12 protein-coding genes and 1 pseudogene are annotated in these 17202 nt (G+C 42.9%); 10 read left to right on the top strand and 3 right to left on the bottom strand.

Going from position 1 to position 17202, the window contains the following annotated elements:
• Nucleotides 1–134 precede the first annotated feature (134 nt).
• The 7 genes and pseudogenes from T356_RS0103260 to T356_RS21705 all read left to right on the top strand — a co-directional run bounded on the left by T356_RS0103260 (nt 135) and on the right by T356_RS21705 (nt 8931).
• Complete coding sequence (locus T356_RS0103260; RefSeq protein WP_026513263.1) at nt 135–1013, top strand: hypothetical protein; 879 nt, start codon at nt 135–137, stop codon at nt 1011–1013.
• An 885-nt stretch (nt 1014–1898) separates the two neighbouring features.
• Nucleotides 1899–2046: pseudogene (locus T356_RS21445) on the top strand (DUF523 domain-containing protein); the annotation flags it as partial.
• 432 nt (nt 2047–2478) lie between these two features.
• Nucleotides 2479–2967: a DNA-deoxyinosine glycosylase gene (locus T356_RS0103250; RefSeq protein WP_026513262.1), complete on the top strand. Its 489-nt coding sequence runs from the start codon at nt 2479–2481 to the stop codon at nt 2965–2967.
• Nucleotides 2934–3761 (top strand): ABC transporter permease, encoded by an 828-nt coding sequence (locus T356_RS0103245; protein WP_051563115.1) that lies wholly within the window; start codon nt 2934–2936, stop codon nt 3759–3761. The genes T356_RS0103250 and T356_RS0103245 overlap by 34 nt, the downstream gene beginning before the upstream one ends.
• 77 nt (nt 3762–3838) lie before the next feature.
• The gene (locus T356_RS0103235) at nt 3839–4663 is read left to right on the top strand and encodes an ABC transporter permease (RefSeq protein ID WP_026513260.1); all 825 of its coding nucleotides are present in this window, start codon (nt 3839–3841) and stop codon (nt 4661–4663) included.
• A gap of 1 nt (nt 4664) precedes the next feature.
• Complete coding sequence (locus T356_RS0103230; RefSeq protein WP_242846546.1) at nt 4665–5630, top strand: ABC transporter ATP-binding protein; 966 nt, start codon at nt 4665–4667, stop codon at nt 5628–5630.
• Nucleotides 5631–6150: 520 nt separating this feature from the next.
• The gene (locus T356_RS21705) at nt 6151–8931 is read left to right on the top strand and encodes a carboxylesterase family protein (RefSeq protein WP_330370878.1); all 2781 of its coding nucleotides are present in this window, start codon (nt 6151–6153) and stop codon (nt 8929–8931) included.
• Between the two features lie 253 nt (nt 8932–9184).
• Here T356_RS21705 and T356_RS0103220 read toward each other — a convergent pair whose 3' ends face one another.
• Nucleotides 9185–9583 carry an RrF2 family transcriptional regulator gene (locus T356_RS0103220; protein WP_026513257.1) on the bottom strand — a complete coding sequence of 133 codons (399 nt, stop codon included), beginning with the start codon at nt 9581–9583 and terminating at the stop codon, nt 9185–9187.
• 174 nt (nt 9584–9757) lie between these two features.
• Here T356_RS0103220 and T356_RS0103215 point away from each other — a divergent pair, with 174 nt between their 5' ends.
• Nucleotides 9758–11041, top strand: a complete 1284-nt coding sequence (locus T356_RS0103215; RefSeq protein ID WP_026513256.1) for an O-acetylhomoserine aminocarboxypropyltransferase/cysteine synthase family protein — start codon at nt 9758–9760, stop codon at nt 11039–11041.
• 200 nt (nt 11042–11241) lie between these two features.
• On the opposite strand, the gene T356_RS0103210 is transcribed toward T356_RS0103215, so the two are convergent.
• Nucleotides 11242–12147, bottom strand: a complete 906-nt coding sequence (locus T356_RS0103210; protein ID WP_026513255.1) for a LysR family transcriptional regulator — start codon at nt 12145–12147, stop codon at nt 11242–11244.
• 162 nt (nt 12148–12309) lie between these two features.
• Here T356_RS0103210 and metE point away from each other — a divergent pair, with 162 nt between their 5' ends.
• Both metE and metF read left to right on the top strand, forming a co-directional pair.
• The gene (metE, locus tag T356_RS0103205) at nt 12310–14589 is read left to right on the top strand and encodes a 5-methyltetrahydropteroyltriglutamate--homocysteine S-methyltransferase (RefSeq protein ID WP_026513254.1); all 2280 of its coding nucleotides are present in this window, start codon (nt 12310–12312) and stop codon (nt 14587–14589) included.
• 8 nt (nt 14590–14597) lie between these two features.
• The gene (gene metF, locus T356_RS0103200; RefSeq protein ID WP_026513253.1) at nt 14598–15458 is read left to right on the top strand and encodes a methylenetetrahydrofolate reductase [NAD(P)H]; all 861 of its coding nucleotides are present in this window, start codon (nt 14598–14600) and stop codon (nt 15456–15458) included.
• Nucleotides 15459–15541: 83 nt separating this feature from the next.
• Here metF and T356_RS0103195 read toward each other — a convergent pair whose 3' ends face one another.
• On the bottom strand, nt 15542–17032 hold the full coding sequence (locus T356_RS0103195) for an alanine/glycine:cation symporter family protein (protein WP_051563114.1): 1491 nt from the start codon (nt 17030–17032) through the stop codon (nt 15542–15544).
• Nucleotides 17033–17202 lie beyond the last annotated feature (170 nt).

The raw sequence follows: 17202 nt of genomic DNA, 5'->3' as shown, positions 1-17202 counted from the left end.
CATCGGCGCGCAAAGAGTTGCAAAGCAACTCTTTGTTCTTGAATAGAAGGGGGTGATACTGAGACGAAGTTATGCGTAACTGTTGACCGTGCACTTATCCACTCGGTCCTTTCAGGAGAGTGGAGCGACTGTGAATGACTGAAGAGTCGCAGAAAGGAACATATATGTCAAATATGATTACTACCGGAAGTTATTGTTTTAGACAGAGCACATTTGTACAGAGTTCTTATCGTAGCGCAGATCAAAGCCTCGGAGAAGCGGATTTTTTGAGTGCTCTATCCGAGAGTGGCGAACAGAAATCAGATGATGCAACTTGTACTAAAAAGCAGAACGTTTCTGTTCAGAGAGAGTTTACCCGCATTATTTCAGCAAGTGAATTGAAAGCAAGTTTTATTGATATGAGGCCTGTAATTCCGCAAGAATCCGTTGATGAATGTAAGCCGGAGGAAGTAAGTGATAACGCCGACAAACCAAGAGAACACGTAACACCGCTACGTGGTATAGGCTCTATTCCTGTGGGAAACAATACAAGCCATATGGTGATGGCTTCCGAAGTGACAAGGGAAGGCTGCTGCGATCCGATTGTGAGAGTGCATATGGGCGGGCGTGACATCGACGTAAATATCTCGGAAGTCGATCCAAAGAATGCCACCATTATCGAGATGTTCGCATATTGCCAGTACGCAGATGCACATGGCACAGGAACCGGTAGTACCTTTGGAAGTTTCAACGCACTTAAGGGAGTCACGGATCCTCTGGGTGGAAAAGAGTATTCCTCGATGGAGGAGGCCATAAATAAAAAGAGCAATTGGGAAAGCACTATCTCCTCTTCAAGTACAACTCTCACCAAAAAGATGACCGGCGAAGTACTCGATGCCTCCGTCCTTATAAGGATGCTCAAGGAGACAGCTCTTTTACTCGCGACCAAAGGAAAAAATAAAGGGCTGTCAGACCTTACCGATGAGCAGTGGAATAAACTCCTTGGCGACACTGACAGGGCGATAGAAGCTTAAGGGTAAAAGTAAGGACTTTTCGTTATGTTTTTGTTTCATCTGTTTGTGGCTATTTATGGAGCGAAAAACGAAAAGTCTTTATTTTTTTGCCTTGTATATCAACGGAGACACCAAACTAGTGCTGCTGTCATCAAATAACTCGACTTTTTACGCAGAATAAATTGTTATTTGTTACGCTGCGTCAAGGAATTGAGGAATTAAGCTGAAATACATGACTCAAAATGAGGGAATAATGATTCTGCTGGCATGGAATATGATGATCGATTTGTATGATATCTTAGATGAAATTACAGAAATCCGCACTTGCTGCGGATTTCGTGAGAAAGTGATTCAAGAGTCAACCAAGCCTCATCGACGAAGTCGATTCTAATTGGCTTGGTTGATGCATTCTTGAACTTCATGTTCAAGAATGTATACATAGAAATAAGTGAAAGTGGGAATGGCTCTACGGGTATAGAATCCGGAAACTAATTTATACCCGTAGAGCTAAGCGAATGCAGGAATGATTTTACGGGTACAGAATCCGGAAATCGATTTATACCCGTAGAAATAAGTGAAAGTGGGAATGATTTTACGGGTATAGAATCCAGAAACCGATTTTTGCCCGTAGAAATAAGCGAATTTGGGAATAATCCTACGGTCATAAAGTCTGTAATAGAATCTGAGTCACGTAGGGAGAGGTCAAAAGAGGTTTACGAGATATTACGTGATAGGATTTACAGGCATAGAATCCCTGAAATCGACTCATACACGTAGAAATGAGCAAATGTGAGAATGACTTTACGGGTATAAACAATGTAATTGAATCTGAATAACGTAGGAGAGCTGCCTATTTCAAGAGAGTCTGCGGAAATATAAGCCACTGTAATTGATGAAGGAAGATAGCTTGTTATACTGCAATCAAGGAGTCCTTCGTGTGGAGCAAATACAATTTATGACGGTACTTTTTTTGGGAAGAATATCCCTGGAGAGGGCGTTTTTGCAGGGGGTGAGGGATGACAATATAGGAGTTCAGGATGTTGCGGATCAGTGATGAAGTAGCAATCATAAGATGTGTCAAATAATTTGAAGAATAGTTATACAAAATACAATTTGTGTAGTATTATGAAAAATAAGAAATAAAGAAAGAACGCTTTGCGTATAGGTGATGAAATGCGAATGAGATAATTTGGCTTTAGTGAACACAGTTTTTTGGAAAGCTGCTTTACGGCAGTTCTTTTGTGTACGCTTTATCCGGATTATCATGCATTTCAAGTGTGTTGCATCACGCTACAAGCCTATTTGTAATAGTGGGTCTGATTGTATGAGTCTATTTTGCGTACGCAGTTAGGCTCTTTTTTATTTGATAGGAAGCTATCAAATAAAAAAACACTCCGCTAAGGATGCGACCGATGCGCAGCTCGCGGAATGCCTTTTCGATTGAGGCAGAGATTAAAAAATATTAGAGAAAAGAGAAATGAACTTTATGATAATTCATCCGATTTCTCCCGTATATGACAAGAACTCAGAAATTCTTATACTTGGGAGCTTTCCGTCTGTGAAATCAAGAGAAGAGGGTTTTTTCTACGGCCATAAACAGAATCGTTTTTGGAAGGTAGTTGCGGCTGTCTTTGGAGAAGGGACGCCTGAAACGATAGAAGAGAAAAGAGAGTTTCTACTTCGCAATCATATAGCGGTATGGGACGTGATACATTCATGTGAGATTGAGGGCTCTTCAGACTCGAGCATTAGGAATGTGACGGTGAATAACCTTAATGAGATATTGAAAGTAGCGGACATAAGAGATATTTACGTCAACGGAAAGACGGCGCAAAAGTATTACAAGAAATATACGGAGAAACTTGTTGGAAGAGAGGCAATCTGCCTTCCGTCGACCAGTCCTGCAAATGCAGCATGGAATCAGGAGAGGCTTGTTGCTGAATGGAGAAAAATAAGAAAAACAACGGGGAGATAAACGTGAAAAAATACCTATACATTTTAAAGACACAGTTAATAAAGAGTATGACCTATGAGTTTAGTGTATATGGAAATATTATCATGCAGACGATTATTATGATTACATCGGCATATTTCTGGAAAGCGTTGTATAAAGATCGCGGAAGTGTCGGCGGAGTCGATGCCGACAGCATGCTGACATATATAATCGTATCGTCGATGTTGTCGGTCTTGCTGATAACAAATGTGGAAAAAAGAATTGAGATGAGCGTGAGAAAAGGAACGGTTGCAACGGATATGATGAGACCCGTAGATCTTTTCGGAATGTACTTTGCGGAAGATCTGGGCGGAGTCATTGCACTTGTATTCCAGAATATGCTGCCGATTCTTGTCATCGGTACACTCTTAATAAAAGTTCCTGCGATGGCGGATATAAGCGCACTTCCGCTTTTTGTGATCGCGGTTTTGGAATCCTTTTTGATCAACTGGCTTATTGCAGCTTTATTTGGGATGATAGCATTTAAAGCGGGGAGCATCGATGCGCTTATTCAGGTGAAAAAACATCTCATAAGGTTGCTGTCGGGAAGCATTATACCGATATGGTTCTTTCCTGCGGGAGTATCAAAGGTGGTTTCTTCGCTTCCCTTTGTGTATATCTACCAGCTTCCGCTTAGTATCTACATTGGAAAAGGCGAAAGAGCAGAGTATATCGCAGGCATGCAGATTCAGTTTTTGTGGCTTATAGCGCTTGCGGCTTTTTTCTTTTTCATCCGGAAAAAAGTGACGCGAAAAGTCATGGTACAAGGCGGTTAAATGAGGAAGATCACGTTCGCATCGGTATTTGTACGTGGGAAATGCTTGATTTTAGAAGACAACATGGAGGAGGCAGTATGAAAAAAGCTTTTGACGAACTGGGGCACTATATCGACGTTACTTGGCATGTTATCAAGATGGCAATGATGACGATAATTGAATATCCCTCTAACATAGCGGGATGGCTGATATCGAATCCTCTTCAGTTCATAATGGGATTTGCGATCATCAAATTTGTAGTTGAATCTTTTGGCGAGATAAACGGCTGGAACTACGGACAACTTGCGTTTCTGTACGGAATCTCCGTCATATCCCATGCACTTTCGATGATCTTTTTTGTACAAGGCTGGTTCATGGGCTATTACGTGATTTACGGCGATTTTGACAGGTATCTTACAAGACCGCTTGGGGTATTGTATCAGTTCTTTTTTACCAATATAAATGTGTTTGGCGTGACGGACCTGATTCCGGGAATTCTTGTATTTATCTATGGATGCGCAAAATGTGAGATTAAGATCACGCTTCTTTTTTGTATACAGGTTATTGTTATGTTGATAGGCGCAACGCTGATAAGAGGCGGATTGTATATCTTTCTCGGAAGCACTTCTTTTCACACCAGAAGCGTCGTGGATTTTGGGCAGTATACGCAGGAAATCATGGATAAGTCGACTATGTATCCGATATCAATGTACCCTGAGAGTATGCAGTTTATTCTGACATACCTGATTCCTATCGGTTGGGTGTCTTTTTATCCGGTATCATCGCTTTTGGGGATTTCGGGCAGTACATATGGAGGGCTGATTGTCCCGTTCATTACGCTATTTGTCGGGCTTTTGATGATGGCACTTTCCGGTGCTTTCTTTACATTAGGACTTAAAAAATACGAAAGTGCAGGTAATTAGTATGATAAAAGTTGAGAATTTGAGTAAGGACTATTTGCTTAAGAAAAAGGAGCCGGGACTTTCCGGAGCATTAAAAGGACTTATAAAAAATGAGTACAAGGCTATACATGCGGTTGACGATCTTTCTTTTAACATAGAAGAGGGCGAGATTGTAGGATTTATTGGGCCTAACGGCGCAGGTAAGAGTACCACGATCAAGATGATGTCGGGGATTCTTACACCGACAAGCGGAAGCGTGTACATCGGCGGCGAGGATATTACAAAGCACAGAAAAGAAGTTGTGAAAAATATCGGTGTCGTCTTCGGACAGAGGTCGCAGCTTAACTGGGATCTTCGCCTTGGAGAAAGCTTTGAGCTTCTTAAGCATATTTATCGAATTGACCAGGCTGATTATGACAAGACGCTGGATGTCATGGACGCCATCTTGGGGATAAAAGAGCTTGTGGATAAGCCAGTTCGCCAGATGTCTCTCGGACAGCGCGTTAAAGGCGACCTCGTTGCGGCAATGCTCCACTCTCCGAAAGTTCTTTTCCTTGATGAGCCGACTATAGGGCTTGACGTATCGTCCAAGTTTGCGCTTAGAACTTTTATAAAAGAGATCAATAAGATCAAAAAGACAACAATTATACTTACAACGCACGACCTCGGCGACATTCAGGAATTGTGCGAGCGACTGATAATCATTAACCATGGCGTTATGATGGAGGACGGGAATTTATCGCAGATCATCGACAGGATCGCGCCGTACAAGACTCTCGTTGTTGAGTATTACGACGAAGAGGCGCCGTCGCACGAGCGCTGCGAGATGATAGAGCACAGCGGCAATATTGCCAAATATAAATTTATGAAAAAAGAAACGACGGCAGCAGAGATCATCGCTGATCTCTCGAAACTCAAGAACATCAAGGATGTTTCGATAGAGGAAGCGGGGATAGACGATATCATCAAGATAGCGTACGGAACGTAATGAAAATTGTTTTGCCCCCAAATGCATAAAACTATAGAGCAATGAGTGACCGATTTTACGGGTATAGAATCCGGAAATTGATATATTGCACGTAGAAATAAGCAAATGTGAGAATGACTTTACGGGCATAAATTTTGTAATCGAATCTGAGTAACTTGCATCGACTCATTCAAGTGCCTTGTATAGTGCATTTGTCCCTTCTGTTTGTATTGCAAAGTTGTATCTCGGGGGAATTACGATATACTTGTTGAGAAACTGCTAAAGATACAGCTTGCAGTTGACTTTGCAATCGAGTTACAAATTTAAAATTTCACTTTATGCTATCTAGTGCTATTGTCACCAAATAAGTCGACTTTATTACTTGCCTAAATTGTTATTTGATGACAGCACACTAGATTGTGAAATATTTATTTTACCAAAATCTAAAGTATTATGGTATAACTTAAATATAACGATATAGGTGACAAAAGTTATTATGCATTTCATATATCGTTTAATGTTTTAGAGGAGGTAAAGGAGGTTGCTAAGATTAACGGAAGTAGAAAATGGCAGGATCAGGGGCATAGCGGGTGCGGATCCGCGTGTAACGGTATTTAAAGGGGTTCCTTATGCTGCACCGCCTGTTGGAATGAATAGATGGAAAGCTCCAAGGCCGTGTACAGACTGGGATGGAATATATGAGGCCAACACATTTGCGCCGATTCCTTATCAGGATACACCGGGGTTAGGTACTGATATTTATTGCAGAGAGTGGCACGTCGATCCCGAAATACCGATGAGTGAAGACTGCCTGTATCTTAATGTATGGACACCTGCAAAGAGCAAAGATGAAAAGCTTCCCGTACTTGTGTGGTATTACGGAGGTTCTTTTCAATGGGGTTACACAGCAGAGATGGAGCTTGACGGAGAGGCACTGGCAAAAAGGGGTATTGTAGTTGTTTCTGTAGCGTACAGGCTTGGCTGCTTTGGAAATCTTGCGCATAAAGAGCTCACAGAGGAATCACCCGATGCACCCGGTAATTTCAGTCTTCTTGATCAGAAGGCGGGGCTTCATTGGGTACATAGGAATATTGCGGCATTTGGCGGAGATCCTGACAATATCAAAATCGCAGGCCAGTCTGCAGGTGGCGCTTCTGTCCTTAATCAGCTTGTTTGTGAAGATAACAGCAAGATCATAAAAGGCGCAGCAATATTTAGCGGAATTATAAAACTTGATAAACCCGAGGATAAGCTCTTTACACCTAAGCCGCTTTCTGAGGCGGAGGAGCTTGGTGCAAAGTTCATGGAAGCGCTTGGCGTGGATGGAATCGAAGGTGCAAGAAAGCTTAATTCCAAAAAGATTCTTGAGGGCTATCACGAATATCTTTTGAATAATCCAATGATGGTTCCGATAATGGACGGAGTATTCTGTAAGCAAAATACCACGGACGCTTTCATAGAAGGAAAGTATCCTGACATTCCGATCCTTGCCGGAAATACAATTGATGAATTTATAGAAGATAACACAAATATGGTCGAGAAGTCTGTAAAAGAAGTTTTGATCGGAGCAAAGAAAAACAGCCCCGACAGAGATTTCTATTACTACAGATTTTGCCCCGATATTCCGGGCGACGGTGCCGGTGATGAGGCATACCCGGGATGCTTCCACTCTGTGGATCTGTGGTTCTTCTTTGATACACTTGGAAAGAGCCATCGCGCGTATGAGGGCAGACACTATGACCTTGCAGCGCAGATGTGCGATTATTTTGCCAACTTTGTTAAGACAGGCAATCCGAACGGAACAGGTAAGGGTGAAAAAGAGCTCCCGAACTGGGGAACATACACTTCCGAAAATCCAAACGAGATGGAATTCACATCCCGCGGAGCAGTTCCTAAGAAGGAAGGCGGCATAAGACAGAACACAAGGCGGCAGGGAATCAATCCCTATCTTCCAAACTGGGAGTACATTCCGGATGGCGAGCCCTATGTGTTCGGAGATAGAGTATATGTCTACGGATCGCATGATATATACGGCGGCGAGACATTCTGCCTCGGCGATTACGTTTGCTGGTCAGCACCTGTAGATGACCTTGGAAACTGGAAGTATGAGGGCGTAATTTTCAAAAAGACACAGGATCCACTTAATCCTGACGGACATATGTGCCTCTATGCGCCAGATGTAACGGTCGGTCCCGATGGCAGATACTATCTCTACTACGTGCTTGATAAGGTGAGCGTTGTTTCTGTTGCGGTAAGTGACAAACCTGCAGGCCCTTACGAGTTCTATGGATATGTTCACTATGAAGACGGCGTTAAGCTCGGTGACAAAGAGGGCGATGAGCCTCAGTTCGATCCCGGTGTACTCACGGAAGGCGACGAAGTCTACATGTACACAGGCTTCTGCGGACAGGGCGATAAGTCAAGGAGCGGTTCGATGTTCACAGTCCTTGATAAGGATATGCTTACGGTTAAAAAAGCTCCCAAGATAATCGCGCCCGGATGCGAATACAGCAAGGGAACATCATTCGAAGGACACGCATTCTTTGAAGCTTCATCGATAAGAAAGCGCGGAGATATTTATTACTTTGTATATTCATCTGAAGTTATGCACGAGCTTTGCTATGCTACATCAAAGAGCCCCGAAGGACCTTTTGAGTACGGTGGAGTTATCGTAAGTAACTGCGATATGCACATTGATACATACAAGAAAGCCGACGAGCCGACAGCTTACGGCGCCAACAACCACGGAAGCATAATCGAAATCGGTGACGACTGGTACATCTTCTATCACAGACATACCAACGGAACCTGGTTCAGCAGACAGGGATGCGCGGAAAAAATCTCTTTTGCCCCCGACGGAAGTATTCCTCAGGTAGAGATAACTTCATGCGGTCTGAACGGCGGACCTCTTTCTGACAAGGGAGAATATCCCGCATACATTGCCTGCAACATCTTTACAAAAGAGCACAAGATGTACGTCGAGCCCGGTGCTCCAAGAGTGGTTCAGGTCGGTGGTGACGAATCATACGGAGAAAGCTATATCAAAGATATTGTTGACGGAACAACAATCGGCTTCAAATACTTTGACTTCAATAACCTTACAGGTCTCAGGATAAAGACAAGAGCTTATTTCAACGGAGACTTTGAGATCCTCACGGATCTTGACGGCGAGCCTCTTGGCAAGATTCATGCTATAGGCTCCAACATCTGGACTGCCGATGAATGCAGATTCGATGCGGTTTCCGGAACGCATGCGTTGTATCTCAGATACACGGGTACAGGGAATAGTAGTCTATTATCGATAGAGTTTTTGCATGATTGATATAGGTATAGTTTTATGTTTGTCGCCCTTTCCATAGACAGCCCGGCCACAAGGTAACTGTTTAGAAATGCGCTGCTTTCGGACGAGCAAGATAATTTTCAAATTTTATCAAAAACGGGAATGCCGACTTCTCTGAGCAACGTCGAAAGGAGGCATTCCCGTTTTGGGTAAAATTATGAAAATTACTGCGCAGACGTACGCAGCGCATTTCTAAACAGTTACCTTGTGGCCGCGCGTACGGAAAGGCAACACACTAATTACACAGATCGCTCAGTTTCTTGCCGAAAAAGAAGTTGCGTTCAAGTTCGTAGAATTCGGTCCACATATCAAGAGTGTTGCATTTGCAGGCACGTGTGCATTCGGGAGCGCCTGTTTCAAGACAGGCTACGGGCGCGATAGTGCCTTCCATTAGTTCTATTATTTCTCCGACACTATATTCGTCGGGACTTCTTAAAAGTTTGTAGCCGCCGTGCTTTCCGCTGGCGCCTTCGATAAGACCGCCTTTTACAAGTTCTTTTGCAATAATCTCAAGATACTTCTTGGAGATGTCCTGCCTTGTGGCGATATCCTTGAGAGGGATGTATTCATTTTCTGTGTGCTGCGCAAGATCGATCATAACGCGCAGGGCATAGCGTCCTTTGGTAGTAAACATGTAAACCTCCTATTTATACTGACATTGTACCCCATATAATGAGATATAACAAAAACTTATTAGTGGCATGCTGATTTAGTTATCATAAAACCTATTGACGTAATAGGTAAATAGGAATAACATTAACACAACATAACACACACGAAAAATAAATGCAAATGAAGGAGATAGATTATGAGCAATTACAGATTTGAAACATTACAGTTACACGTTGGACAGGAGCAGCCGGATCCCGCTACAGACGCAAGAGCGGTTCCGATTTATCAGACTACATCATATGTATTCAGAAACAGCCAGCACGCAGCAGACAGATTCGGACTTGCTGATGCAGGTAACATCTACGGAAGACTTACAAATTCCACACAGGATGTTTTTGAAAAAAGAATTGCAGCTTTGGAAGGCGGAAGCGCAGCACTTGCAGTTGCATCAGGCGCAGCAGCCATAACATATACAATCCAGGCGCTTGCAGCTAACGGAGGACACATCGTAGCACAGAAGACAATCTATGGCGGAAGCTACAACCTCCTTGCACACACACTTCCTCAGTACGGAGTAAGAACGACATTCGTTGATGCACATAACCTTGCAGAAATCGAGGGTGCGATTGAGGAAGATACAAGAGCAATCTACCTCGAGACACTTGGAAATCCCAACAGTGATATTCCTGATATCGACGCAGTTGCAGAGATAGCACACAAGCACGGACTTCCTCTTGTTATCGACAATACATTCGGAACACCTTACCTTATCAGACCTATCGAGCATGGCGCTGACATCGTTGTACATTCAGCAACCAAGTTCATCGGAGGTCATGGAACAACTCTTGGCGGTGTGATCGTTGAGTCAGGTAAGTTCGATTGGAAAAAGAGCGGCAAGTATCCTAATATCGCAGCTCCCAACCCCAGCTACCACGGTGTATCTTTCTATGATGCCGTAGGACCTGCTGCATTTGTTACATTTATAAGAGCTATCCTCCTTAGAGATACAGGAGCAACAATTTCTCCGTTCAACGCATTCCTGCTTCTTCAGGGACTTGAGACACTTTCACTTCGTCTCGAGAGACATGCAGAGAACACAAAGAAGGTAGTAGAGTTCCTTTCAAAGCATCCTCAGGTTGAGAAGGTTAACCATCCTTCACTTGCAGATCACCCCGACCACGCTCTCTATGAGAAGTACTTCCCCAACGGCGGAGCTTCAATCTTCACATTTGAGATCAAGGGCGGAAAAGAGGCTGCTTGGAAGTTCATTGATAACCTTGAGATCTTCTCACTTCTTGCAAACGTTGCCGATGTAAAGAGCCTTGTTATCCATCCAGCAACAACAACTCATTCTCAGCTTAACGACGATGAGCTCAAGGATCAGGGAATCTCACAGAGCACGATCAGACTCTCAATCGGTACAGAGCACATCGATGATATCATCGAGGACCTTGAGAAGGGATTTGCAGCTGCAAAGTAAGATAGAGAAACGCGGGTATGACGCTTCTCATGCGAAATCTGCGGAACGAAGAGCTTTCCTATGCAGATTTCTGTAAATCATATCGCTTCTTCATACATAAATTCATAATATATACAGTGCCCATTTGCACGGATATCAAAGAAAAGTGATAACTACAGCTCATTTGCTCAAGTTATCACTTCTTTTGCATTGTAAGTATTCTATTTCTTTTTCACAAGTTCCTTTATTATCTCTATATAACTCAGCGTGAGCGGGGACACGCCTACGGAATTCTTAAGTATATATCCAACTTCCATGTAATCATCAACCTTAAGCGGGCGCGCGACTATATTTGCTCCGTTCAGATTTTCATTGATCACACCGCTACAGATTGTGTAGCCGTTTAGCCCTATCAGCAGGTTAAAAAGAGTCGCTCTGTCGCAGACAACGAGATCTTTGTCTGAGTCCTGAGTGCTCAGGATTTCCTCTGAGAAGTAAAAAGAGTTGTGTGTTCCCTGCTCGTAAGATAGCCTGGGGTAAGGTTTTAAATCATCAAGCGTAAGGCTCTTTTTCTTTGCAAGAGGAGAATTCTTTCCGATGAACACATGAGGCTTTGCCTTGAATAACGGAGTAAAAGACAAGTCATTATCGCGAAGTTCTTTTTTAATGACCGTCTCGTTGAACTTATTCATATACAACACGCCTATCTCGCTTCTAAGGCGCGCAACGTCCTCGATGATGTCATAGGTCTGGGTTTCTCTCATGTGAAACTCATACTTTTCACCGCCGTATCTTTTTAACAGTTCAACAAAAGCTTCAACGACAAAAGAGTAGTGCTGGGAAGAAATGTAGAACTTTGTCTTTCCGACAGGCTTTCCTGTGTAGCGTTCTTCGATAAGGTTTGCCTGCTCAAGAAGCTGACGGGCGTAGCCAAGAAACTCGGTTCCTTCGGTGGTTATACTGATTCCCCTCTTTGTTCTGTTGAAGATTGTTATCTTATATTCTTTTTCAATTTCCTGAATAGCGCTGGTAAGACTTGGCTGAGCGATAAAGAGCTTTTTGGCAGCTTCTGTGATGTTTCCTGTATCAGCCACGGTTACCACGTAATTTAATTGTTTTAGTGTCATGCTGTAAGTATACCATCTATCATAGATTAATTCTATGATATCGACATGGAAATATGTATTTTACCTATGGATATCGTAGCAGTATACTTCCAATTACTACAATAAACAACTGCGCCGGAGTGGGACTTTAATAAATATTTCTAAATCAGGAGAGGAAAGCATATGAGAACAGCGGTTATCGGATACCCAAGAGTTGGAAAAGACAGAGAACTTAAATTTGCATCTGAGAAATATTTTAAGAATGAAATAGACGAAAAAGAGCTTAAGGATACAGCGAAGAGACTAAGAAGAGAAAACTTAGAGCTTCAGAAAGCAAGCGGAATAGATTTTATCTCCGTAAATGATTTTTCTTTTTATGACAACATGCTTGATGTTGCGGTGCTTTTCAATATCATACCGGACAGATACAGAGAGCTCGGACTTTCGGAGACAGATACTTTTTTTGCCATGGCCAGGGGCTATCAGGGTAAGGAGGGAAACGTCAAGGCGTTTGCCATGAAGAAGTGGTTCAATACAAACTACCACTATCTTGTTCCTGAGATTGACGACAATACTGAGATCAAGCTCACCGGAACAAAGCCTTTTGATGAGTTTAAGGAGGCATCTGAATTTGCAGATAATCTTAAGGTCAACATCATCGGACCTTTTACGTTTTTAAAGCTTGCAAGATTTACAGGTGAAAAGAATATTTCAGATTTCGAGCAGACCCTTGCAAAAGAATATGTGGCATACCTTTCAAAGCTTACAGAGCTTGGCGCGCAGTGGGCGGAATTTGATGAGCCCTATCTTGTAAGAGATCTTTCGCTCGAAGATATTAAGCTTTTCGAGAGGCTGTATCGTAGTATTCTTGCCGGAAAGGGAAATACAAAGGTTCTTATTCAGACATACTTCGGAGATGTGAGAGATATTTACAACTTACTTACACAGCTTGATTTTGATGCGGTTGGTCTGGATTTCATTGAGGGGAAAGAATCTCTTGAACTTGTCAAAAAGAACGGTTTCCCTGCTGATAAGCTCCTTTTTGCCGGCGTGGTCAACGGTAAAAATATCTGGAAGAATAATTACGGTAAGTCTCTTGAAATTATAAGAAAGTTAAGGGAAATCACGGGTTCGGACAACATAGTTGTAAATACGTCCTGTTCGCTTCTTCATGTGCCTTACACACTTGAGAGTGAACACAAGATTTCTGCTGAGTACAAGAAGCACTTCGCGTTCGCAAAAGAGAAATTATCTGAGCTTAAGGATATAGCGGAGCTCGCGGATGAGAAGGATGTAAAGAAGGCATCAGCCTCTGAAAAGTTTGTATCTAACGCCGAGCTTTTCAAGAACAGAGTTGATAGCGTAGATGAGGTGGTAAGGGAGAGAGTTTCAAATATAAAAGAGTGCGACTACGAGAGAAGTCCGGAGTTTAACGAGAGAGAAAAGATACAAAAAGATAAATTGAGACTCCCTCTTTTCCCCACAACTACAATAGGTTCGTTTCCTCAGACTACGGATGTCAGAAGGAACAGACAGGATTACAGAAAAGGAAATATCAGCAGAGAGCAGTATGTTGCCTTTAACAAAGAGAAAATTAAAAAGTGCATAGAGTTCCAGGAGGAGATTGGGCTCGACGTACTTGTGCACGGCGAATACGAAAGAAATGACATGGTAGAGTACTTCGGTGAGCACCTTGCAGGATATGTGTTCACTGAGAAGGCGTGGGTTCAGTCATATGGCACAAGATGTGTTAAGCCTCCGATCATCTGGGGCGACGTTTCAAGAAAGAGCCCTATTACCGTAGAATGGTCAAAGTATGCAAAGAGCTGTTCAAATAAGCCGATGAAGGGAATGCTCACAGGACCTGTTACTATCCTTAACTGGTCTTTCCCGAGAGAAGACATCTCTATTAAGGAGAGCATTTTGCAGCTTGCGCTTGCGATAAGAGATGAGGTTCTTGATCTTGAGAAAGCCGGAATAGAGATCATCCAGATCGACGAAGCTGCGCTCAGAGAAAAGCTTCCTCTCAGAAAGTCGGACTGGTACAGCGAGTATCTTGATTTTGCTATTCCTGCATTCAGACTTGTGCACAGCGGAGTAAAGCCTGAGACTCAGATTCATACACATATGTGCTACAGCGAGTTTACGGATATCATTCCTGTGATCGATGCGATGGATGCGGATGTTATTACTTTTGAGGCTTCAAGATCCGATCTTCAGATCCTGGATTCGTTAAAAGCCAATAACTTCAAGACGGAAGTAGGCCCCGGTGTCTATGACATTCACAGTCCCCGTGTTCCTTCCGTTCAGGAAATCGTTGATGCACTTGGCAAGATGCGCGGCAGGATCGATGACCACAAACTCTGGGTAAACCCCGACTGCGGACTTAAGACAAGGGGAATTCCCGAGACCAAAGAGAGCCTTATCAATCTTGTTAAGGCAGCAAAGACAGTGAGAGGATAAGCAAGAAGTTGAAAGTATCGGATTTATATAAAGAAGGCAGAAAAACTCTGTCATTTGAGATTTTTCCTCCGAAAAAAGATAAGGCGCTTGAAGCGATAGATGAGACACTTGATGTTCTCTGCGAGCTTAAGCCTGATTTTATAAGCGTAACTTTCGGAGCGGGCGGAAGCGTAGGTTCAAACAATACGATTGAGATTGCCAAAAAGATAAAGCATAATTACGGCGTTGAGCCTGTGGTTCACCTGACGAGCCTTCACTACGACAAGAGTGAGATTGATGAGTTTGCGGTGGCTTTACAGAGTGAAGGAATTGAAAACATTCTTGCTCTCAGGGGAGACAGAAATGCGAATATCCCTGAAAAAGATGATTTCCGGTACGCTTCGGATGTAATTTTATATATGAAGGATAAGTATGATTTTTGTGTACTCGGCGCATGCTATCCCGAAATGCATCCGGAGACTGCAACTGAAGAGGATGAGCTTAAGAATCTCAAGACCAAGGTGGACAGCGGAGCGGAGGTGCTTCTTTCACAGCTCTTTTTTGACAATGACAAGTTCATGAGCTTTAAGGAAAAGAGTAAGGCCAATGGAATAGAAGTTCCGATGATCCCGGGAGTTATGCCGGTTATCAATGCCGCACAGATAAAGAGAATGCTCACGATGTGCAACGCAACTTTCCCCGAGAGATTTAAGAAGATCACGGAAAGGTACGAGAACAACAAGGAAGCTCTTTTTGATGCGGGAATGTCATATGCGCTCAGCCAGATCATAGACCTTCTTGTGAGTGACATCGACGGAATACATCTGTATACGATGAACAATCCCGTAGTGGCAAGGAGAATCTGCGAAGGAATAAAAAATATAGTATGATGCAGGTGCCAATAAACAATTAGTGAATTAAAAAAATAGTTCGGATAGCAGATATAGAGTCGCTATCCGAACTATTTTGCATATTATGAAACTTCTTTCAAGTGCTGTTCCTGAATTTCATCAATCGCAGAAAGCATAGGCTCGATTTTTTTACCTTTGATCTTTCTGGCTACGTAGTTCTTGGTTATCTTCATTACCGTTCCGCTAAGTGCGATGACACCTATCAGATTCGGAATGGCCATCATACCGTTGAAGGTATCTGAAAGATCCCATGCAAGTGTAAGATCAATCGTAGCGCCGACAAGTATGAATACGACGAAAATTGACTGATAAATTTTTACGGTCTTTGTTCCGAAAAGATATTCAAAACCTTTGCTGCCGTACTGGCTCCAGCCGAGTACTGTCGAGAATGCAAAGAAGAGAATTGCGATTGCTATAAATGCTCCACCTGCTTTGCCGTATACGGTTGAAAAAGCTTCTGCAACAAGTGCGGTTGACACCTGATCGGATATAACTTTACCTGTTTCAAGATCTACAAGTCCGCTTGAAAGTACTGCAAAAGCAGTGAGTGTACATACGATGATCGTGTCGGCAAAAACTTCGAAGATGCCCCACATTCCCTGAACTACAGGCTCTCTTACGTTAGAACTTGAATGAACCATTACAGATGATCCAAGTCCCGCTTCGTTTGAAAAGACGCCTCTTTTCATTCCCCACTGCATGGCATATGCGATACCGCTTCCGACAATTCCGCCGCCTACTGCTTTCATTCCGAACGCACCTTTAACTATTGAAGTAATAACTGCGCCGAGCTGATCTATATTGATCACTATGATAATGAGTGTGCATATAAGATAGATTATTGCCATGAAAGGAACAAGTGTCTCTGTAACAGAAGCGATTCTTTTAAGTCCTCCGACGATTACAAGTCCTGCGAGGATCATAAGAATGATTCCGGTAACAAGGTTGGGGATTCCGAAAGCTGAGTTTACGTTAACCGCGATTGAGTTTATCTGGCTCATATTGCCGATTCCAAATGATGCGATAACACAGAATCCGCTGAACATAACGGCGAGAAATGCACCTACTTTTTCAAGACCGGGTTTGGAGCCGAGACCGTCCTTAAGATAGTACATGGCACCGCCGCACCATTCGTTTTTATTGTTTCTTCGGCGATAATATATTCCGAGAACATTTTCGGAGAAGTTTGTCATCATTCCAAAGAATGCAACTATCCACATCCAGAATATTGCGCCCGGGCCACCTGAGATTATGGCAGCGGCAACACCTGCGATATTACCTGTTCCTATAGTTGCGGCAAGTGCTGTGCATAAGCTCTGAAACTGTGATATCTGCATATCATCTTTTCCTGTGTGAGCTGTGACATTCTTGTCTTTAAATATTCCGCCGACAGTATTTTTTACCCAGTGCTTAAAATGGGTGACCTGAAATACTCTTGTGAGTGAAGTCATAAGTATGCCTGTTCCGACAAGAAGTATCAACATGGGCAGCCCCCAGACAAAACCGTTTACAGCACTGTTGACTTGTTCAATGTAACTGTAGATCTTTTCCATTACTTTTCCTCCGAAATACTGATTTTGCGACTACGTTCGCCATGATGTCGCAATATAAAAAGGCGCTCGAAACACATCGAAACGCCTTTGTTTGAAAGATAGTATACCATAATTTTTATTCATATGTTTATTAGATTGCGAAAAATCTAAGTTGTATTATAATAGGATTG

The organism is Butyrivibrio sp. LB2008 (assembly GCF_000621565.1).
Classification (GTDB): domain Bacteria; phylum Bacillota; class Clostridia; order Lachnospirales; family Lachnospiraceae; genus Butyrivibrio.
Note: the sequence above shows the minus strand (reverse complement) of the source record. Positions and strands in the feature narration are given on the sequence as shown.

Bases quoted from the DNA above. Each gene is read 5' to 3' on its own strand.
- T356_RS0103245 (WP_051563115.1), top strand. From the start codon at position 2,934: ATGGAGAAAAATAAGAAAAACAACGGGGAGATAAACGTGAAAAAATAC.
- T356_RS0103210 (WP_026513255.1), bottom strand. From the start codon at position 12,147: ATGACACTAAAACAATTAAATTACGTGGTAACCGTGGCTGATACAGGA.
- T356_RS0103215 (WP_026513256.1), top strand. From the start codon at position 9,758: ATGAGCAATTACAGATTTGAAACATTACAGTTACACGTTGGACAGGAG.
- T356_RS0103195 (WP_051563114.1), bottom strand. From the start codon at position 17,032: ATGGAAAAGATCTACAGTTACATTGAACAAGTCAACAGTGCTGTAAAC.
- metE (WP_026513254.1), top strand. From the start codon at position 12,310: ATGAGAACAGCGGTTATCGGATACCCAAGAGTTGGAAAAGACAGAGAA.
- T356_RS0103230 (WP_242846546.1), top strand. From the start codon at position 4,665: ATGATAAAAGTTGAGAATTTGAGTAAGGACTATTTGCTTAAGAAAAAG.
- T356_RS0103220 (WP_026513257.1), bottom strand. From the start codon at position 9,583: ATGTTTACTACCAAAGGACGCTATGCCCTGCGCGTTATGATCGATCTT.
- T356_RS0103260 (WP_026513263.1), top strand. From the start codon at position 135: ATGACTGAAGAGTCGCAGAAAGGAACATATATGTCAAATATGATTACT.
- T356_RS0103235 (WP_026513260.1), top strand. From the start codon at position 3,839: ATGAAAAAAGCTTTTGACGAACTGGGGCACTATATCGACGTTACTTGG.
- T356_RS0103250 (WP_026513262.1), top strand. From the start codon at position 2,479: ATGATAATTCATCCGATTTCTCCCGTATATGACAAGAACTCAGAAATT.